The organism is Prevotella bivia DSM 20514 (assembly GCF_000262545.1).
Classification (GTDB): domain Bacteria; phylum Bacteroidota; class Bacteroidia; order Bacteroidales; family Bacteroidaceae; genus Prevotella; species Prevotella bivia.
On record NZ_JH660659.1, the window covers coordinates 162,461 to 181,479 of the forward strand.

The window sequence follows — 19,019 nt, forward strand, 5'->3', positions numbered from 1 at the left end:
AAAATATAGCTACCTTTGCATAAAGAAAGACGATACCTGGCAATATTAAAGTAAAAAATATTGCCTTGATTTGTGTTTTTGCAAAATAAATCATTTAAGCATGAAGCTAGTCGTAAAGACTAAACCCACAAGCAATGTGGAAGAAGATCGGATCATTAGGTTTTTCTTTGAGAAAGGTCGCAAACATATCCTTTTCTCAAAGCTGGCTCTTCTTCCCTCTTTATATGAGTTTTTAAACACAATATTGTCTAAGCTTTCTTACCAATATATTATAGCAGAATCTTATTATCGAAATCTTGTCAAAGCTGGGATAAAAGTCTTTTCTCTCCCACGTTTGTGCAATGAGAATGAATTTGTTTTCAGCTTGTGTTATGGTGAGAAAATAATTCAGAAACAAATCTTTTTACATATTATTAATACAGATAAAAAATGAGTGAGAACAACTCTTTTTTGGTATTCTCTGGTACAAAAACGAGATACCTTGCAGAGAAAATTTGTGCTAGCTTAGGTTGCCCATTGGGTAATTTGGTAATGACTCGCTTCTCAGATGGTGAGTTTGTAGTTTCATACGAGCAAAGTATTCGTGGTAAGGATGTGTTTTTGGTGCAGAGTACTTTCCCTAATTCTGATAACTTAATGGAACTTTTGCTAATGATTGATGCAGCTAAGCGTGCTTCAGCTCGTCATATTATTGCAGTTGTGCCTTATTTTGGTTGGGCTCGTCAAGACAGAAAGGACAAACCACGTGTAAGCATTGGTGCAAAGCTGGTAGCCGACTTGTTAAGTGTAGCTGGTATCGACCGTTTGATCACTATGGATCTTCATGCCGATCAGATCCAAGGCTTCTTTAATGTTCCTGTTGATCACCTTTATGCTAGTGGTGTTTTGCTTCCTTATGTTCAAGGATTAAAGCTTGACGAGTTAGTTATAGCTAGTCCTGATGTAGGTGGTTCAAAGCGTGCTAATACATACGCTAAGTATTTAGGTTGTCCATTGGTATTATGTAATAAGACTCGTGCTCGTGCGAATGTTATTGCTACTATGCAGATCATTGGTGATGTAAAGGATAAGCATGTAATTATCGTTGATGATATGGTAGATACAGCTGGCACAATTACCAAAGCTGCTGATATTATGAAAGAAGCTGGTGCTAAGAGTGTTCGTGCTATTGCATCACACTGTGTAATGTCTGGCCCTGCTACCGAGCGTGTAGAAGCTTCTTCCCTAGAAGAAATGGTATTTACCGATTCTATTCCATATACCAACCGTAGTTCGAAAGTAAAGCAGATATCTGTTGCTGATATGTTTGCTGAGACTATCAGACGCGTGGTTAATAATGAGAGTATTTCTAATCAATACCTTGTGTAAATAGGAAACTGTAAGGTATTTTTATAAGCGTTGTGCTTAGCATAAAAAATAAAAAAACGGCTGCTTAATGATAGATTTAAGCAGTTGTTTTTTTTATTTAAACATTCCCGCACTATATACTAATATTGCGTATCGCACAACTTTACTGATAGTGATGCTCACAAAAGATACAAGAAGATTAGCACGAGTATAGCCTAGCACAATCGTAAAACCATCGCCAATAATAGGAACACAAGAAAGCAGACCTCCTATCCAAGCACCTTTACCTTCCATAAATTTTTCTGTTTTCTGAATGTTTTCTGGTTTTACATGAAGGTATTTCTCTATCCATTCTAGTTTTCCTAGCCGACCTATGCCATAGTTAAACATACTTCCACCAACATTGCCAATGCTACCATAAATGATTAAAACAATAGGATCGAGACCAGCTGCAAATAATCCTAACATAACAATTTCGCTACTGAAAGGGAAAATACTAGCGGCGAGAAAAGCAGAGATAAGCATCCCCCAATAACCATATTGGAGGAGAATAGGTATTAGAAAATCCATATATTGTATAAGGTAATAATGATACAACTAATCCCAAGTGTACAGAAAATCCAATTTGTAAAACGTGTTTTAGTGAGCGCACAGAAATGTCCTAGGAGTGGAGCTGTACATACAATAAGGATGCTTTGAATATAGTTGGCGTGCTGTGGCTGTAGCAATAGAAAGACAATAGCAGCAATATCTCCATTTATAAAGGCTTGACAGAAAAGACGTGTTCGGATGCTGTCATTGCGACGTTGGCGAAGATAATGCACAATGCCTATAATGCTGCAAAGGATGATGAAACCAAGAGATAGGGCTTGATGTATAGGGATAGCAGAAAAGTTGAAAGGCTGAGTGAATTCAAGTAATTTGTTAAAATGAGCTACAAACCACTTTAGATTATTTGTTATCCCTAAATATATCAATAAGAACCAATAAGGAGCAAGCAACCCGAGGATTGAAGCCACGAAGTTACGTCCACTCATTGCTAAGAGGTTTGCAGACATTATTATCCATAAAATGGGTAAGAAAAAAATAACTTGTGTCCATATTATGCTAGAAATACCAACACAAAGAAAGGCATAGAAGATATAACCTGGAGATACCGATTTTTGATAAGCCATAAAAGCAGAGGTGAAGAAACCTACTCCACCTAGCATCACAATGGCTTGTGAAAGAGAGGTAAAGCGTGTGGCATCAAGCGTTGCAAGTACAAGGAACGAGCATGACACCATACGACTATAAATACGAATAAGCCCATTATTATGATTCAAACGCATCATTAAAAAGGTAGATAGTAGCATACATACTGTTGGTAAAATTACAGTTATGTTACGATACGCAGCTAGTGTCCACACGAGAAATGAGATGGGCAACACAAACGATGTGGTCCATCTACTTTCTGATATTTTATTCTGAATACGTTTCTTCTGCATTTCAATTTTCAAGAGTTAAAAGAACATAGCATACTTCTTCCAGCTTTAGCTTCTTTTATCTACTCTTATAAAGATATTTTATTTATACCTTAATTCCGCAGCATAAATTCTTGTAAGAACTCCAAGTGCCTGAGAAACAAAGTTCTCAAAACACTTGGATATGTCAGAAATTTCACCTATCTTGGTGCTGTAAACATAACAAGTAAGCAAATATCTGACATGACAAAGGTAGCAATTAAAAACGAGAATATCACTTCTTTCGGTGGAATTTATCACATTATGGACGTTTTCTCAAAGTTGGGCTTTGAAAAACTTACCGAATCCGTATTGGGCAAACGTGGAAGTAGCGGCAAGGCATTCAGCCATGGAAGTATTTTCGGCTCTCTCTTCTTCAGCTACCTTTGTGGTGGAGAATGCCTTGAGGACATCAATGCACTTATAGGGCAGTTCAAGCAGAGACCTGATACGCTGTTACCCGGTGCCGACACAGTTGGGCGCGGACTGAAGGAGCTTGCTGAAGAGAACATTATTTACAAGAGCGAAATCTCCGGCAAGTCTTACAGTTTCAACACGGCAGAGAAGCTGAACACCTTACTATTACGGATGATACGGAGAATGGGGCTTATAAAGGTGGGCAGCCATGTTGACCTGGACTTTGACCACCAGTTCGTTCCAGCCCACAAGTTCGATGCTAAGTATTCTTATAAGCAGGACCTTGGCTATTTTCCTGGTTGGGCTTCCATTGGGGGAATCATAGTCGGAGGTGAGAACCGTGACGGAAACACCAATGTGAAATTCCATCAGGAGGACACGCTCCGTCGCATTATGGACCGTGTAACCTCAGAACTTGGTGTGGTAATAGAGCGTTTCCGTGCTGACTGCGGGTCGTTCTCAAAGGAAATCATCCAAACCGTAGAGCAGCGCTGCAACACGTTCTACATTCGTGCTGCCAACTGCGGCAGTCGCTACGAGAATTTCCAACAGTTGAAGGAATGGAAAGACGTTGAGGTTGGCTATGAGAAATGCGATGTCACATCCATCAGCATAGACAGCTTGATAGAAGGAAAGTCATACAGGCTCGTCGTACAGCGTAGTCCTTTGAAAGGCAAGGATGGCAGTGAGCAGACGGATATGTTCGGAGTAATATACACATACCGCTGTATCCTCACCAACGACTGGGTGTCTACCGAGAAGGACATCATTACGTTTTATAATGAACGTGGAGCGGGTGAAAAGAACTTCGACATACAGAACAATGACTTCGGCTGGTCACATCTTCCATTTTCCTTTATGGCTGAGAACATGGTTTCATGATGGTTACCGCCATGCTGAAGAACTTCTATCTCTATCTCGTCCGTCATATCAGCGAAAAGGTCAAGCCATTGAAAAAGACAAGCAGGCTGAAAGCCTTTATCCTCCATTTTGTCAGCGTGCCAGCAAAATGGGTGAGAACGGGAAGGCAGAACGTTCTGAACCTGTATACAAATAAAACCTACTACTCAGAAGTCTTCCTTGAATAAACAGTATTTCTTTGTGGTTTTAATATTCCCCATTGGTTTGGGTGGGGGATTTTATGCTTAGAAAAAAAACAAGAAACACCGAAGCACCTCATATCAACATATAGAGTCCCAAAAAGACACCTCAACATATAAAATTTTCTCACAAGAAAAAATACTGCGGAATTAAGGTTATAAATCAAACCCAATATCTCTTCTGAAATATTTATCCTTAAATTCTATTTTACTTGCTTCGGCAAAGCATTTAGCAAGTGCTTCTTCTTTAGTTTTTCCATACGAAGATACTGCGATAACACGTCCTCCATTAGTTACGATTGAGCCATCTTTAACAGTTGTTCCGCTATGGAAAACTACAGAGCCATCGATGGTGTTGAGTCCAGCTATAGGGTATCCCTTTGTGTATGCTTCAGGGTAACCGCCACTAACAAGCATAACACATACTGCTGCTCTATCATCGAATTCTACAGTTTGCTTATCGAGATCGCCATTAACAACACTTTCAAAAAGCTCAACTATATCACTTTTTAAACGTAGCATTACACTCTCTGTTTCTGGATCTCCCATACGACAATTATATTCTATCACCATAGGTTCTCCATCTACATCAATTAAGCCAAAGAAGATGAAGCCTTTATAATCTATATGCTCAGCTTTCAATCCTTCTACAGTAGGACGAATAATACGATTTTCTACCTTCTTCACCCACTCATTTGTGGCAAAAGGTACTGGAGAAACACTACCCATTCCACCAGTATTCAAACCAGTATTCCCCTCACCTATCCGCTTATAATCTTTAGCTTCTGGCAAAATTTGATAGTGTTCACCATCGGTCAAAACAAAGACTGAACACTCTATACCACTGAGAAACTCTTCAATAACAACCTTGGCAGAGGCATTGCCAAACATCCCCCCTAACATTTCCTTTAGTTCTCTTTTTGCTTCTTCCAATGTGTCTAGAATTAAAACGCCTTTACCAGCAGCTAATCCATCTGCTTTAAGGACATAAGGAGCTTTCAATGTTTCAAGGAAGCGCATACCTTCTTGAATAGTAGTGCTATCGAAAGTGGCATAAGCTGCTGTTGGAATATTGTAACGTTGCATAAAAGCTTTGGCAAAATCCTTAGAACCTTCGAGTACTGCACCAGCCTTTGAGGGACCTATTATAGGAATATGAGTAGTACGGGGATCTTCTTTAAAGTTATCGTAGATACCATTAACAAGCGGATCTTCTGGACCAACAACTACCATATTTACTTGCTGATCTACCACAAAATCTTTTAATCGGTCAAACTCATTTACCCCGATAGCTATATTCTCGCCAACTTCTTGGGTACCAGCATTACCTGGAGCGATAAATAGTTTATCGCACTTAATGCTTTGTGCTATCTTCCATGCTAAAGCATGTTCTCTGCCACCGTTACCTAATAATAGAATTCTCATATTCCTTAATAGATTTTCAATTATTATTGAATAGATTTTATTTTATTCTTGAGTAGACTTTTCATTATTACTCTTCAAGGGTTTGAGATAGTCCTCAAAGTATTGTGTAATACGTTCATGAAGGTGAACACTTTGATGTCCGCGCATATTATGAGGTTCGCCAGGATAAACATAAAAGTCTGGTTGAGTTCCTGTAGCAATACATGCTTTTAAGAAAGAGTATGCGTGCTGAGGTACTACAACAGGATCGTTTAATCCTATGATAATTTGTAATTTGCCTTTTAAGTCTTTAGCTTTTTGCAATAATGATGTTTGGGCATAGCCTTCTGGGTTAGATTGTGGAGTATCCATGTAGCGTTCACCATACATTACTTCATACCACTTCCAATCGATTACAGGACCTCCTGCGACCCCCACTTTGAATACATCTGGATAATTGGTCATTAAGGAGGTTGTCATAAAGCCACCAAACGACCAACCATGTACTCCAATACGATCTTTATCAACGTATGGCAATGATAAGAGAAACTTAACGCCTTCCATCTGATCTTTCATCTCCTCTTGACCAAGATGGCGGAAAGTAGCTTGTTCAAAAGCCTTGCCTCTATGCTCACTACCACGATTGTCAAGGATAAATAGTAAGTATCCCTTTTGTGCCATATAAGTTTCCCAGCCACGTGATCCATAATTCCAACGCGCATCTACATTATGTGCATGTGGTCCACCATAGACATAAACTACAGTTGGGTATTTTTTAGTAGGATCAAAACCTATGGGTTTCACCATTCTGTAATATAGATTGGTCTTGCCATCAGCAGCTTTCACTGTGCCACAAGAATATTCTGGCACATTATAACCTTGCCAAGGATTAGGCGATGTGAAATATTTTATTACTTTGGGGTGAGCTGCAATTTTAGTAATGGTGTATTCCAAAGGTAAGGTAGGTTCGCTAAAAGCATCTACGAGCGTATTTCCATCTTCACTTAGGCGTGCATTATGGTATCCTTTTCCATTATCAAGTAGCGTGCGTTTTCCTGTTTCTACATTTACCATCCATGTATTAACCTGAATAGGACTACATTCGTTGGAGGTGTAAATAATTCCTTTAAAAGTTTTATTAAATCCTAGAATATCCATTACAACCCATTCTCCCTTAGTGAGTTGTTTCAGTTGCTTGCCATCTTTTTCAAAAAGGTATAGATGATTGTATCCATCTTTTTGACTATACATAACAAACTGATTAGTGTTCCAAGGTAGGAAAGTTATAGGATGGGTAGGCTCTACAAATTTTGTATCTGTCTCATGATAAATATTACCTATTTTTTTTCCCGTATGTGCATTGTATGCTGTGAGGTAACAATCGTTTTGATCACGATTAAGCTCAAACATATAGATGACATTCTCATCTGGACTCCATGTTATATTTGTGAAGTAACGATCGGTAGGATCACCAGTTTGTAAATAAATAGTCTTTCTTTCATTCAAATCATAAACTCCTACTGTTACCTTATGTGATGCTTCACCAGCCATTGGGTACTTGATAGGAGCTGCAATGGCTGCCTTTGTTTCGTATTCTTCTGGAGTAAAGTTAAGTTCAGGAATATCTACTAGGGGATAGTCTGCCACCATACTCTGATCCATACGATAGAAAGCTAAGTGATTACCTTTAGGACTCCAGAATAACCCTCCATTAATACCAAACTCGTCTCGATGTACACTTTGACCATAAACAATATCAGCAGAGCCATCTTCTGTTAGTTTATGCTCTGCGCCTAAAGGGTCGACAACGTATAGTTGGTTATCTTGCACATAAGCTGTTGCATGGGTTTGGTATTGATAATCTCTAGCTTGAACATCTAGTTGCAATTCAATCGTATCAACAACTTTGTGTGCCTTAAAGTCGACCATATAAACACTCTTACCATTTGATACAGCTACAATAGATTTGTTTGCAAAAGGGAAAGAAGCATAATACAAACTCCTAACCTTAGGCTGATCATGAATAGGTAATCCTGCCCATGTATTTATATTATCAAGCGTAAAAAGAGAAATCTCTGCGCCTGTGTTCAAATCTATTATTTTACATACATTTTGTTCTTGGCGTACAACTTTATCACCCCAAAATGTAAGATAACGCCTTTCTGGGGTCATTTTATAATAGTTTTTACCACCAAAATTTAGGTCTTCTAATGTAAAAGACTTCTGTGCCATAGCTGTTTTAGGACAAAAAAGCCCCGTTAGAGCCATAACCCCAACGAGACTAACAAATGTTTTAATCTTCATCATTGTAAGAATTTTTACTTCGAAAACTATGTTTCTTATTTTTATCAAATCGTTTACTAGAGAATTTACGATCGCTCTCAAAAGTTTTTTTATCTCCACTGCGTGAGAAACGTTTTCCGTATTCGTCTTCATCGCCAAACTTAGCTCTTCTCTCATTGGCACCTCGGGAACCTTTATAGTTGCGTTTACGGTCGTCATATCTAGCTTCTAAACTGTGAAAAGTAAATGACCGAATATCGCCTTCAGCATTTACTTCATTTTCATCAAGACGTTTCTTAAATTCACGCTCTTTCTTAAAACGATGCTTTTGCGCCATTTCGCGTTTCTCTTCTTCTGTCTTTATGATACCACCTTCTTCACGGAAAGATTTCATCTTGCCATCAAACATTTGGTAGCGACGGTATTCACATTCCAAAGAACCATTATAAAGAGGAATTTTAATACTTGGTTTCAAACCTATTTGGCGGAAACATTCCTCACGGTAAGATAGTATCCAAGCCTCATTATCCATAAAGTTATGCTTTAGGCGTTCACCTATCATTTTATATGTTCCGAGAAGATTCGGGGTAGAAATGCGTTCACCATAAGGAGGGTTCATAATAATTATACTCTTTTCCTCTGGTTGCTTAAAATCCTTAAAGTCTTGGTGTGCAATGGTAATATCTTTCGATAAGCCTGCTGCTGTAACATTTAGTTTAGCAGTATTGACACACTTCATATCTACATCATATCCATAGATGTGATGTTCAAACTCGCGCTCCTGTGATTCATCATTGTAAATCTCGTCAAAAAGATCTTTATCAAAGTCGGGCCATTTCTCAAACGCAAACTCTTTGCGGAATACTCCAGGGGAGATGTTGCGCGCTATTAAAGCAGCCTCTATAGGTAATGTTCCTGATCCACACATAGGATCAATAAAGTCAGTTTCACCTTTCCAGCCTGTCATTAAAATCATACCAGCTGCCAAAACTTCATTCAAAGGAGCTTCTACACTCTCTTGTCGATAACCACGGCGATGTAGCGATTCTCCACTTGAATCAAGAGATAATGTAGCATCAAACTCTGCCACATGGATATTCAGACGAATGTCTGGATTGGTAACAGATATATTTGGGCGTGTTCCTGTACGTTCACGGAACTGATCTACAATAGCATCTTTTACTTTATATGTAACAAAGCGAGAGTTTGTAAATTCATCAGAATAAACCACTGAATCTACAGAAAAAGTTTTTCCTTTCTCTATATATAGGCTCCAATCTATCTTGCTTACTTCATTATACATATCATCGGCACTTTTTGCCTTAAAGTGAGCAATAGGTTTAAGGATACGAATGGCTGTATGTAACTGAAAGTTTGCTCTATACATTATCTCCTTGTTACCAGTGAAAGTTACCACTCGACGACCTATCTGCACATTATTAGCACCTAATTGTGTAAGTTCTTGCGCAAGTACTTGTTCAAGACCCATAAAAGTCTTGGCGATTAACTCAAATTCCTTCTCCATTATAGAAATCGATGTCTAAAATATCTGTTTTGTTTTGTTTATACTTCTTTGAACGAGGTCTCATATCACGAGTAACCCAAACGTTAGCACCTATAATGCTATCGTGTCCAATAGTAATACGTCCTAATATAGTTGCATTAGCGTATACTATTACTCTATCTTTCAAGATTGGGTGGCGGGGAATGCCTTTTATAGGATTACCCTCCTTATCTAAAGGAAAGCTCTTGGCTCCAAGAGTAACACCTTGATAGAGTTTTACGTGATTACCAATGATACATGTTGATCCTATAACAACACCTGTGCCATGATCAATTGTAAAGTGCGTGCCTATTGTAGCTGCAGGATGAATATCAATACCTGTTTCTGAATGTGCCATTTCTGTGATCAAGCGAGGTATGAGCGGTACATTTTCTAATTGTAACTCATGAGCAAAGCGATAATTGCTCAATGCTTTAATAACAGGGTAACATGAAATAATCTCTCCCCAACTCATAGCTGCAGGATCTCCATTATAAGCTGCTTGAATGTCTGTAGAAAGGATCTTGCGAAGCATTGGTAACTTCTCTATTATACGGGCAGATATCATTTCAGCTTCCTCTTGCATACACAGACGCATATAATCTGCATTTTCACATTTACAGTCGGCTATAAAGCATAATCCTGCTAAAACTTGTCTGCTAAGTAGTTTGTGCAGTCGCTCAATATCCACGCCTATCTGATATTGTACAGTATGTAAATGAACTATAGAATTTCCGAAAAATCCAGGGAATAAAATCGATCTTATAAGTTGTACGATCTCTTCAAGATCTCGAGCTGAAGGCAAAGGATCGCCGTCTCTATGTTCGTGAAAAAGACCTTTCAATGACTTTTCTGAAGACAACTCATCTACTGTTTGCTTGAGTTGTTTTGTAAAATCAATATTATCCATTAATAGAGTGATTGGTATACCAAAATATAATTACACTGCAAAGATAAGCATAAATATCGACATTATTATACTACCAGCCTGCTTTTATCTTTCTTCTTTATTGGCTTTTATGGCAATTTTCTTTAGCTTTCTTTACTTCTTTCACCATCTCTAAACGTTCTTGATATATAGGACGCCACTTGTCTATCATATTTTGTAAATCAATACTTTGCTGCTGTAACCTAGCATATTCTTTAGTATCAGTTTTATTTTCGTCTTTCATTTCAAGCATTTTGGCAAGAAAAATCTTTTCTTGTTTTTCTGCTTTTTTTAGTTGTTCCCCTAGCCTTTCTAGCTTATCTAAAAATTCTAAAGCTCTATCAATAGCATCTGTATCTGACATATATTTTATTTGTTAAGTTGTTGTAAAAGCCCTTCACAACCATCTTCAATTAAGTCAAGTGCATAATCGAAATCGGTAACTCCTCCATAATACGGATCAGGAACAGATGACGTTCCTTTATATTTTATAAAATAATCAGCCATCCGCATTACTTTCATCTTATCACTATTAGTGATGGTTTGAGCAATTATGTTTTTATAGTTTTCATCATCCATAACAATAATAGCATCAAAATATGCAAAATCGTTTTTTGCATCAAACTGCCTAGCATGATGATCTATGTTATAATTGCGTTTAGCTCCTTGAATTCGCATACGTTTATCGGGCAACTCCCCTATATGCCAATTTCCAATACCAGCAGAATCAATTTCAAAGAACGAAGTCAAACCTTTATCGTCTACTAATTTTTGCATTACAGCATGAGCTGCTGGCGAGCGACAAATATTTCCTAGACAAATAAATAGAAGTTTTTTCTTTGCTATCTTATTGCTCTTTATGTCCATTATACTTTTAATATTTATATTATGCTGCAAAGATACAATATTCTTTTTAAGCTTTTGAATTTTGTTGTATATAGAATAAAAAAGAGTGTACCACTAAAATGTAGTACACTCTTTTATCTTTTACAATAAGAAATTACTTCTTAAAGAAATCTTTTACAGCCTCATTAGGAACCATCTGCTCATCAAAAATATAAGCACCAGTCTTAGGGCTTTTAACCATCTTAATTACTTTTGTATATGCGCGACCATCCGTAGATCCTTCATGGAGGGTAGCGACCGCTTTCTTTGCCATAGTCTTATTCTTTTAACTATTAACTTAATACTTTGCAGAACTGCTTACTTAATCTCCTTGTGAAGAGTCATCTTCTTCAAGATAGGATTATACTTTTTAAGCTCTAGACGCTCTGGAGTATTCTTACGATTTTTTGTAGTAACGTAACGACTTGTTCCAGCCATTCCGCTTTCCTTCATCTCTGTACATTCCAAGATTACTTGGACTCTATTTCCTTTAGCTTTCTTTGCCATAATATTAGTCTCCTATAACCTTAATGTCTTTCCAGTCAACAAAACCCTTAGCTACTGCTTTCTTTAGGGCTGCATCAAGACCTACCTTGTTAATTAAACGAAGACCAGCAGCACTAATCTTCAAAGAAATCCAGCATTCTTCTTCTACATAATAGAATTTCTTGCTGAAGAGGTTGACATCAAAGCTACGCTTTGTACGGTGCTTTGAGTGAGACACATTATTACCTAGCTGTGCCTTCTTACCTGTAATTTGACAAATCTTAGACATTTCTATCTTTAGTTTTGTAATTCGTTAATTGATACCTATTCCAAACAGGGTGCAAAATTACAAAAAAGATTGATATACACAAAAATATAAGCAAATTTATTGCGCTAATTAAGACTTTTTGTGTAATTATTCGCTCTTAATCTCTTTTTCTTGCAGAAAATCTAAGAATAATCGCATTGACTTATTAGTTGCAATTGCAAGGTTTATATCACGCCCAAAGTTTTCTTGGAGTTTAAATGTTCGAATATCATCCTTACTACCATAAGCTATCCAAATAGTGCCTATAGGAATAGCAGGAGTTCCACCTCCAGGCCCTGCAATGCCTGTTGATGCAATAGCGAAATTAACACCTAAAGTTTCTATAATACCCAAAGCCATTTGCTTAGCAACCTCTTCACAAACAGCCGTTTGCTTCTCTAGCACGCTATGCGATACATGTAGAAGTTGTTCCTTAACTTCATTGGTATAAGCTACAATTGATCCTTTAAAATAGTCTGAAGCACCAGGTATTGCTATAATAGCTTCACTAATTCTGCCACCTGTACAACTTTCTGCTGTACCTAAAGTTAAGCCCGAAGAATAGAGAATATCGCCTATTTGGCGAGAAATAATTTTGCTTTCGAATTCCATTTTTATAAGTTAAGAAGTGAAAGTTTATTCAAATGTAACCTTGCTGAATGCAGGTATATCTATTGAGGTAAACTGCTTATCACGATATTTAAACACACCAACCATTGCTATCATTGCCGCATTGTCAGTGGTATAGCTAAATTTAGGGATATAGGTTGTCCAACCATACTTTTTTGCATGCTCTCCGAAAGCATTGCGTAAGCCATTATTAGCCGATACACCACCCGCAACTGCCACGTGTGTAATGCCAGTATCCTTGACAGCCTTTCTAAGTTTCTTCATTAAAATATCAACAATAGCATGCTCTAAGCTTGCAGCAATATCCTCTTTGTGATGTTCTATAAAGTCAGGATCTTCTTGTACCCACTTGCGCATATTGTATAAGAACGAAGTCTTTAAACCAGAAAAAGAATAGTCATATCCAGGCACATTAGGTTCTGCAAACTTATACGCCAATGGATTGCCTTGACGAGCCAATTTATCAATAATAGGACCGCCAGGGTAACCTAATCCCATTACTTTTGAACACTTATCAATGGCCTCACCAGCAGCATCATCAATGGTCTGCCCCATTACTTCCATATCATTGTAAGCATTTACCTTGACTATCTGTGAGTTACCACCTGACACTAATAAGCAAATGAAAGGAAATGGAGGTTGATGATTGTCATTCTCCTCTTCTTTAATAAAGTGAGCCATAACATGTCCTTGTAAGTGGTTTACATCTATCAAAGGGATACCCAAAGCACGTGCCATGCCTTTTGCAAAGCTAACACCGACTAATAAACTACCCATCAAACCAGGGCCGCGTGTGAAAGCAATAGCCGACAATTGCTCTTTAACTATGCCAGCACGCTTAATCGCTTGATCTACAACAGGCACTACATTCTGTTGGTGCGCTCTTGATGCCAATTCAGGCACTACACCTCCATAATCTTTATGTACCTGCTGAGAAGCTGTTACGTTACTGCAAATAATTCCATTCCGCAGTACGGCTGCACTCGTATCATCGCAGCTACTTTCTATCGCTAATATATAAATATCTTTGTTATCCATTTTTGTCGAAGTCCTTTCTCTTCTTTTAGACATCTATTAATCCCTATATCCTTTAATGTGTAAGGATTTCCAAACCTGTTTCGGTCATCACAAAAGTATGTTCCCATTGCGCTGAAGGCTTTTCATCACCTGTAATAATTTCCCACCCGTATGGATCATCAGCATCAAGATATACTTTCCATGTTCCCATATTGATCATAGGCTCAATGGTGAAAACCATACCAGGAACAAGTACCATACCTGTGCCACGATATCCAAAGTGCATTATTTCTGGTTCTGTATGGAACTCCAAACCTACTCCATGCCCACATAAATCGCGTACAACACCATATCCATATTTTTCTGCATGCTTCTGAATAGCAGCACCAATATCACCAACAAAGCCGTATGGCTTAGCAGCTGCAGCACCAATCTCTAAGCATTCCTTGGTAACACGCACCAATTGTTCTTTTTCAGGAGTGGTTTTACCCCCTACGATGAACATACGACTTGCATCAGCATAATATCCATCTACGATCACTGTCATATCAACATTCACAATATCGCCTTCTTCTAAGACTTCATCATCTTTTGGAATACCATGACAAACTACCTCGTTAATACTCGTACAAACGCTCTTAGGGAAGCCTTCATAGCCAAGTGTAGCCGAAATAGCATTGTGATCTTTGCAGTATTTAGCACAGATATCGTCAATATCTTGGGTTGTTATTCCTGGTTTAATAGCAGCTTCACACGCATCTAAACACCCCGTATTGATTACACCAGCACGACGAATACCTTCTATTTCTTCAGGAGTTCTGATTAAGTTACGAGTAGGCACTAACTTACCTTTCTTCTCTAACTCCATTATTTTTAAGTCCATTTCAGTAGGCGTTTGACCTGGTAGGCAATGCCATCTTTTCTTTTTAAATTGCATAATATTTATATTATATTGAGAATTAAGAATTATATTTTTGTCCATAAGACCTTCAGAAAGTTGTTTTTCTGTTCTTAACTCCCTTTTTCCAATTTGCCTAATAGTGCTTTCGCACTCTATCCATTTCTCTCTTATCTTCCTTCGCTTTTAGTGTCTGACGCTTATCATATTCCTTTTTACCCTTAGCCAAAGCAATGTTTACTTTAGCGCGTCCATTGTCATCAATAAACACAAGTGTGGGAATGATTGTATATCCCGGTGATTGCGAATCAGCTTCTAAAATCCTTATTTCCTTCTTATTCAACAATAATTTCCTTGATCGACGTGCCTCATGATTAGCATACGACCCATAGAAATAAGGCGAGATATTCATGCCTTGCACCCATATCTCACCATTGTTAATAACACAAAAGGCATCTACAAGCGATGCTTTACCTGCACGAATAGATTTTATTTCTGTACCTGTAAGAACAATGCCTGCAGTATAGGTATCCACAAAGAAATATTCAAAAGAGGCTTTCTTATTGCGGATTTGTACCAATGCTTTGCGTTTTTTATTTTGTTTCTCGTTACTCATTTACTCAATAATTGCAAAATCTTCGATATGATCGTCAATGTAAGCCGCCACACATTCTGTCCAATGCTCTTCGTTTACAACAAACTCATCATCGAAATCATCAAATTCTGGCATTTGTTCAAATAAAGCCATAAAATCTTCATCGCTCATATCCTGCTCTATCTGCTCATGATACTTGTCGTAGTACTTTTTTGCATGCTTCACATGGGTGTATAAATCTCTTATTCCCCAATTGCGCATAGCTACAGCAAAAGGATTGCGGAAGATAAAAGCACCGAAGCCATTATGGATCAATTGCACATAGCCACCAAAAGAAACTTCATTGTGTAGGTAGTCCCATGCTAGTAATGTAATCTGATCGGGAGTTAATTGCGCCATTGTTTCAGCAGTCAGTTCTCCTCCAATAGCATCTTTAATGCCATTCACAAACACAGCAACGAAAGCATCCATACCTTCGCTAACAGCTTTTTTTATATCAGCTTCTTTTACCTTAACTTCTATCATATCAAATGCAAAGGTAATTAATATAATTGAGAATTGAGTATTGAGAATTGAGAATTGTTGCCAATTGAAATCCTACTTTTTCCCTTTTGCATCAAAATGATAAGCGAAAGTAAAGCGAACATAGTGATGGATAGATTCTTCCCATGATTCTGATCGCTTGTTGGCTGTTAGCATACTCCAGCGCCATGCTCTCTGATTTAGTATGTCATCAAACTCTACCATCAGAGAGCCTTTGTTTTTCCAGAATAACCATTTCGCACTAGCATCCCATAACCAGTTATTGCGATTAAATTCAGACATCAAGTATCCCTTACGAGCTTCGTTTTTAATATCTGTACCCACCTCCCAATGTCTTGGTTTCCATAATATACTCATACCATAAGTGTAATCCATAGGGGTACTATTATAATCTGGAGTAAATTGGTATTTATTCTTCTGTAGATTTATTGCTCCAAAGAGCTTTGCGACCAACCTTTCGCGTTCAAAAACAAACTCAGGGTCAATCTTAAAAGTAAACTGGTTAAGCCTATTCAAAGCTCTTTCTTGCGTTTCATCTAAAGCAGAGAAATAACCATACGATTTCATTAGATGACTTTCCACCTTTGCTGAAAAATGAAAATCATCGCCAATCCCCTTATCAAACACCATATTTGCCATCCAATCGTCTCCTCCTCTAACATTCTCTTGGTGGCTACGATAGACACCTGTAGTTGGGTTATAATAGTAAACCGTTGTTAAGGGATTGATATTCTTCGTATAACCAGCTTTTAACATCAACATTGCTTGCTGTTTTGCCCATGTTTGTTGGTAAGTAAGCACATTGCTATATGTGTGGTATTGATGTAGTAATGGGTTACCTTCTTCTATCAACAAGGGATTAGTGGTATTATAATAGCCCAATGTTGAAAGTATAGTTGGTTGTTTTGAGGTATAGCTAAAATTATACTCTAAGCCATTTTTATCACTGATATTCCATTTTACTTTCAAGTTAGGGCTAACAAAAAAGTTATTTCTTACCGCTAAAGTATCTAAGGTTCCACGCTGATAATCAAGCTTACTGTGTATCCAGTCTAACCTTATGTTAGGTATTACTTGCCATTTATCGTTCTTATAAATGAAACCTAAATTTAGCGTATGTGTAGTAGAGTGTAACTTGCTATCATAGCTATTTGCATTATCTTTTGTTGATGCAAGATTAGTATCTTGTATTTCTTTTGAAGAGGAACTATAAAAATCTTGCATTTCTTTTTTATGACCAACACGGAAAGTATAATCAGCAGCTAGCTTTATAATCTTTGTTATATTGTAATCAAACTTTGAATAGATATAGGTATCTAGTCCATGTGAAGGCAAGCGATATTGCTGATATAGCGGAGAAGAGATACTTTCTGTAATATAATCTAATTGGCGATGGGTATTATAGCGATTTGTTCCTCCTGTTAATTCTGCATTTGCAGCAATGGCAAACATTCCTTTCTTTCCAAGAAAATGATTCCATCCAAAATAAAGGCTTCCTTTTGCCCCTTCCTCTATTTGTTGTGTATATACTTGTTGTCTATTGATAAGATGGTGGTAAATGTCAGCCCCTGTTGTTGCTAATAAGGCTTGATCAATAGGAAAATCACCAAATAGTTTTGGGTCATTATTCATTTGTGCAGAACTCTCTTCTCCATTGTGCATCAAATAATTGTATTCAAAAGTTGCTTCTCCACTTATAGAATTGAGCGAATCAGTATATGTGAAAAGTCTAGCCTGTAGTTTAGGTGTAATCGCATGCTCATAATGACTTTCTCGGACAAGTCCCCATGTCTTTTCTGCAGTCTCAGGATGGGTAATTTGTTCTGTAGTAAAGGTAGTACCCCAGCCATCTTTATGATTAAAGTTGATAGCAATGTTATAATTATTTTTGTCTGAAAATTGATGATTTCCTTGTTTCCAGTTATGCTGCCATCCAACAGCTGCGCTCTGTGCCTTACCAAAGGCGTCATAGTTGCCCCAACTGCCCCAGCCTAAGCCTCTTTCTTGATAGCGGCAAAGATTGTTTGCATCAAGACTTACCAAGATAGGATCTTTATCACTTAATCGCTCTGTTTCAAAAGTTCCCCAATAATATTTCGATGGCTGCCAGCGTGTAGTAACATCGCCATACCATTTGTCCATAAAACCCGGCTTTATCTTAACATCTAATACCTGATCGTCCTTACCATTGTCCGATCCTGTTTGCATAGCTTCATCACTTTTCTTATTGTATGATTTTATGTTTTGCACGGCTTCTGCTGGCAATTGTGCTAACATACTGCCACCTCCTAAAATATCTTTACCATTCATCATCATACGAAGCGGCTTATTATTCCAATAAAGTTTACCATCTTTTTCCACAACACCAGGCAATCGTTTGATCAACTCGTCTAGTCTAGCTCCCTCTCTTAGTTTAAAAGCTTCAGGATGGAATACAATGGTATCCCCTTTCATACTAAACCTCTTTGCACGAGCTGTTATCACAACATCTTTCATCATCAGTTCTGTAGGTTTTAATAAAATATCACCGAGCTTTATAGTGTTACTAGTGCCACCTCCCATTGAATACCCACGCTTTGTGGTACTATTGTATCCTATCATACTTATGACTAGTGTTATCCTACCTTCACCACCAGTAGTGATGGTAAAGTTGCCTAGTGAGTCGGCTACTGCTGTTGCCATATAAACACAATTTGCTTGCGCCACTCTTGCTTCTACCGAAGCCATAGGCAACGGTTCTTTGGTTTCAGCATCAAGCACTCTACCCTTGATATTATCAGCATAAACAAAGCTAGGTACTATCAAGAACAACAACAATAGTAGTAAACGAAAAATATTTTTTAAGCGCATAGTAATTATATAGTTAAGCAAGTTTTTATCACTAAAAGCTTGTAAGATTATTTCCTACAAAGTTCTGCATTATTATTTGTTTTTGCAAAATAATGTTGGTGTTTTTTTTTGTTTTGTATTTTTTTAAACTTTAAAACTTTTATTTATCTTAGCCATAAGATAACCTGTTTGTGGAAAACATCTTTTGGCTGTAATATATTTTCACTTGTATTTATAAGTGAATAGATTTATATCCCCATTTGAAAAGTTTTATATAACCACAGTTTTTTTTTAAAAATAAGTCG

18 protein-coding genes and 1 pseudogene are annotated in these 19,019 nt (G+C 37.6%); 2 read left to right on the top strand and 17 right to left on the bottom strand.

The window, feature by feature from the left end; all coding sequences use genetic code 11:
- Nucleotides 1–429: 429 nt before the first annotated feature.
- Nucleotides 430–1,368, top strand: a complete 939-nt coding sequence (locus PREBIDRAFT_RS01340) for a ribose-phosphate pyrophosphokinase (protein WP_004336640.1) — start codon at nt 430–432, stop codon at nt 1,366–1,368.
- A gap of 93 nt (nt 1,369–1,461) precedes the next feature.
- On the opposite strand, the gene PREBIDRAFT_RS01345 is transcribed toward PREBIDRAFT_RS01340, so the two are convergent.
- Together PREBIDRAFT_RS01345 and PREBIDRAFT_RS01350 are read right to left on the bottom strand one after the other, a co-directional pair.
- Nucleotides 1,462–1,917 carry a YqaA family protein gene (locus tag PREBIDRAFT_RS01345; RefSeq protein ID WP_004336643.1) on the bottom strand — a complete coding sequence of 152 codons (456 nt, stop codon included), beginning with the start codon at nt 1,915–1,917 and terminating at the stop codon, nt 1,462–1,464.
- Entirely contained in the window at nt 1,905–2,834 is a 930-nt protein-coding gene (locus PREBIDRAFT_RS01350) for a hypothetical protein (RefSeq protein ID WP_004336647.1), read from the bottom strand. The genes PREBIDRAFT_RS01345 and PREBIDRAFT_RS01350 overlap by 13 nt, the downstream gene beginning before the upstream one ends.
- Before the next feature lie 219 nt (nt 2,835–3,053).
- Here PREBIDRAFT_RS01350 and PREBIDRAFT_RS01355 point away from each other — a divergent pair.
- A pseudogene (locus PREBIDRAFT_RS01355) lies at nt 3,054–4,354 on the top strand (IS1380 family transposase).
- 168 nt (nt 4,355–4,522) lie between these two features.
- Here the strand turns inward: PREBIDRAFT_RS01355 and purD are convergent.
- The 15 genes from purD to PREBIDRAFT_RS01425 all read right to left on the bottom strand — a co-directional run bounded on the left by purD (nt 4,523) and on the right by PREBIDRAFT_RS01425 (nt 18,735).
- Nucleotides 4,523–5,791 carry a phosphoribosylamine--glycine ligase gene (gene purD / locus PREBIDRAFT_RS01360; RefSeq protein WP_004338991.1) on the bottom strand — a complete coding sequence of 423 codons (1,269 nt, stop codon included), beginning with the start codon at nt 5,789–5,791 and terminating at the stop codon, nt 4,523–4,525.
- A 42-nt stretch (nt 5,792–5,833) separates the two neighbouring features.
- Nucleotides 5,834–8,074 carry a S9 family peptidase gene (locus tag PREBIDRAFT_RS01365; protein ID WP_004338993.1) on the bottom strand — a complete coding sequence of 747 codons (2,241 nt, stop codon included), beginning with the start codon at nt 8,072–8,074 and terminating at the stop codon, nt 5,834–5,836.
- On the bottom strand, nt 8,064–9,578 hold the full coding sequence (locus PREBIDRAFT_RS01370; RefSeq protein ID WP_004337840.1) for a THUMP domain-containing class I SAM-dependent RNA methyltransferase: 1,515 nt from the start codon (nt 9,576–9,578) through the stop codon (nt 8,064–8,066). The genes PREBIDRAFT_RS01365 and PREBIDRAFT_RS01370 overlap by 11 nt, the downstream gene beginning before the upstream one ends.
- Nucleotides 9,562–10,506, bottom strand: coding sequence for a serine O-acetyltransferase (locus PREBIDRAFT_RS01375; RefSeq protein ID WP_004337839.1), 945 nt, complete (start codon nt 10,504–10,506; stop codon nt 9,562–9,564). Before PREBIDRAFT_RS01375 ends, PREBIDRAFT_RS01370 begins: the two co-directional genes overlap by 17 nt.
- Nucleotides 10,507–10,603: 97 nt before the next feature.
- Complete coding sequence (locus PREBIDRAFT_RS01380; RefSeq protein ID WP_004337837.1) at nt 10,604–10,888, bottom strand: hypothetical protein; 285 nt, start codon at nt 10,886–10,888, stop codon at nt 10,604–10,606.
- Nucleotides 10,889–10,893: 5 nt separating this feature from the next.
- Complete coding sequence (locus tag PREBIDRAFT_RS01385; RefSeq protein ID WP_004337834.1) at nt 10,894–11,391, bottom strand: low molecular weight protein-tyrosine-phosphatase; 498 nt, start codon at nt 11,389–11,391, stop codon at nt 10,894–10,896.
- A gap of 133 nt (nt 11,392–11,524) precedes the next feature.
- Complete coding sequence (locus tag PREBIDRAFT_RS10885; protein ID WP_004337832.1) at nt 11,525–11,683, bottom strand: DUF4295 domain-containing protein; 159 nt, start codon at nt 11,681–11,683, stop codon at nt 11,525–11,527.
- 44 nt (nt 11,684–11,727) lie between these two features.
- Entirely contained in the window at nt 11,728–11,916 is a 189-nt protein-coding gene (rpmG, locus tag PREBIDRAFT_RS01390; RefSeq protein ID WP_004337830.1) for a 50S ribosomal protein L33, read from the bottom strand.
- A gap of 4 nt (nt 11,917–11,920) precedes the next feature.
- Nucleotides 11,921–12,184, bottom strand: coding sequence for a 50S ribosomal protein L28 (gene rpmB / locus PREBIDRAFT_RS01395; protein WP_004337829.1), 264 nt, complete (start codon nt 12,182–12,184; stop codon nt 11,921–11,923).
- A 126-nt stretch (nt 12,185–12,310) separates the two neighbouring features.
- Complete coding sequence (locus PREBIDRAFT_RS01400; RefSeq protein WP_004337827.1) at nt 12,311–12,814, bottom strand: CinA family protein; 504 nt, start codon at nt 12,812–12,814, stop codon at nt 12,311–12,313.
- A 24-nt stretch (nt 12,815–12,838) separates the two neighbouring features.
- Nucleotides 12,839–13,870 (bottom strand): tRNA (adenosine(37)-N6)-threonylcarbamoyltransferase complex transferase subunit TsaD, encoded by a 1,032-nt coding sequence (gene tsaD / locus PREBIDRAFT_RS01405; RefSeq protein WP_004337825.1) that lies wholly within the window; start codon nt 13,868–13,870, stop codon nt 12,839–12,841.
- Between the two features lie 52 nt (nt 13,871–13,922).
- On the bottom strand, nt 13,923–14,786 hold the full coding sequence (map, locus tag PREBIDRAFT_RS01410; protein ID WP_036861927.1) for a type I methionyl aminopeptidase: 864 nt from the start codon (nt 14,784–14,786) through the stop codon (nt 13,923–13,925).
- A gap of 97 nt (nt 14,787–14,883) precedes the next feature.
- Nucleotides 14,884–15,363, bottom strand: a complete 480-nt coding sequence (smpB, locus tag PREBIDRAFT_RS01415) for an SsrA-binding protein SmpB (RefSeq protein ID WP_004337821.1) — start codon at nt 15,361–15,363, stop codon at nt 14,884–14,886.
- A complete protein-coding gene (locus tag PREBIDRAFT_RS01420) occupies nt 15,364–15,867 on the bottom strand; it encodes a DMP19 family protein (RefSeq protein WP_004337820.1) in 504 nt (167 codons plus the stop codon).
- Between the two features lie 72 nt (nt 15,868–15,939).
- Nucleotides 15,940–18,735: a TonB-dependent receptor gene (locus PREBIDRAFT_RS01425; protein WP_004337818.1), complete on the bottom strand. Its 2,796-nt coding sequence runs from the start codon at nt 18,733–18,735 to the stop codon at nt 15,940–15,942.
- Between the last annotated feature and the right edge of the window lie 284 nt (nt 18,736–19,019).

What these genes read in the sequence shown, in the direction of transcription:
- PREBIDRAFT_RS01375 (WP_004337839.1), bottom strand. Translation starts at nt 10,506, where the DNA reads ATGGATAATATTGATTTTACAAAACAACTCAAGCAAACAGTAGATGAG.
- rpmG (WP_004337830.1), bottom strand. Translation starts at nt 11,916, where the DNA reads ATGGCAAAGAAAGCTAAAGGAAATAGAGTCCAAGTAATCTTGGAATGT.
- PREBIDRAFT_RS01385 (WP_004337834.1), bottom strand. Translation starts at nt 11,391, where the DNA reads ATGGACATAAAGAGCAATAAGATAGCAAAGAAAAAACTTCTATTTATT.
- PREBIDRAFT_RS01400 (WP_004337827.1), bottom strand. Translation starts at nt 12,814, where the DNA reads ATGGAATTCGAAAGCAAAATTATTTCTCGCCAAATAGGCGATATTCTC.
- tsaD (WP_004337825.1), bottom strand. Translation starts at nt 13,870, where the DNA reads ATGGATAACAAAGATATTTATATATTAGCGATAGAAAGTAGCTGCGAT.
- PREBIDRAFT_RS01380 (WP_004337837.1), bottom strand. Translation starts at nt 10,888, where the DNA reads ATGTCAGATACAGATGCTATTGATAGAGCTTTAGAATTTTTAGATAAG.
- PREBIDRAFT_RS01420 (WP_004337820.1), bottom strand. Translation starts at nt 15,867, where the DNA reads ATGATAGAAGTTAAGGTAAAAGAAGCTGATATAAAAAAAGCTGTTAGC.
- PREBIDRAFT_RS01425 (WP_004337818.1), bottom strand. Translation starts at nt 18,735, where the DNA reads ATGCGCTTAAAAAATATTTTTCGTTTACTACTATTGTTGTTGTTCTTG.
- smpB (WP_004337821.1), bottom strand. Translation starts at nt 15,363, where the DNA reads ATGAGTAACGAGAAACAAAATAAAAAACGCAAAGCATTGGTACAAATC.
- rpmB (WP_004337829.1), bottom strand. Translation starts at nt 12,184, where the DNA reads ATGTCTAAGATTTGTCAAATTACAGGTAAGAAGGCACAGCTAGGTAAT.
- PREBIDRAFT_RS01345 (WP_004336643.1), bottom strand. Translation starts at nt 1,917, where the DNA reads ATGGATTTTCTAATACCTATTCTCCTCCAATATGGTTATTGGGGGATG.
- PREBIDRAFT_RS10885 (WP_004337832.1), bottom strand. Translation starts at nt 11,683, where the DNA reads ATGGCAAAGAAAGCGGTCGCTACCCTCCATGAAGGATCTACGGATGGT.
- map (WP_036861927.1), bottom strand. Translation starts at nt 14,786, where the DNA reads ATGCAATTTAAAAAGAAAAGATGGCATTGCCTACCAGGTCAAACGCCT.
- PREBIDRAFT_RS01370 (WP_004337840.1), bottom strand. Translation starts at nt 9,578, where the DNA reads ATGGAGAAGGAATTTGAGTTAATCGCCAAGACTTTTATGGGTCTTGAA.
- PREBIDRAFT_RS01365 (WP_004338993.1), bottom strand. Translation starts at nt 8,074, where the DNA reads ATGAAGATTAAAACATTTGTTAGTCTCGTTGGGGTTATGGCTCTAACG.
- PREBIDRAFT_RS01350 (WP_004336647.1), bottom strand. Translation starts at nt 2,834, where the DNA reads ATGCAGAAGAAACGTATTCAGAATAAAATATCAGAAAGTAGATGGACC.
- PREBIDRAFT_RS01340 (WP_004336640.1), top strand. Translation starts at nt 430, where the DNA reads ATGAGTGAGAACAACTCTTTTTTGGTATTCTCTGGTACAAAAACGAGA.
- purD (WP_004338991.1), bottom strand. Translation starts at nt 5,791, where the DNA reads ATGAGAATTCTATTATTAGGTAACGGTGGCAGAGAACATGCTTTAGCA.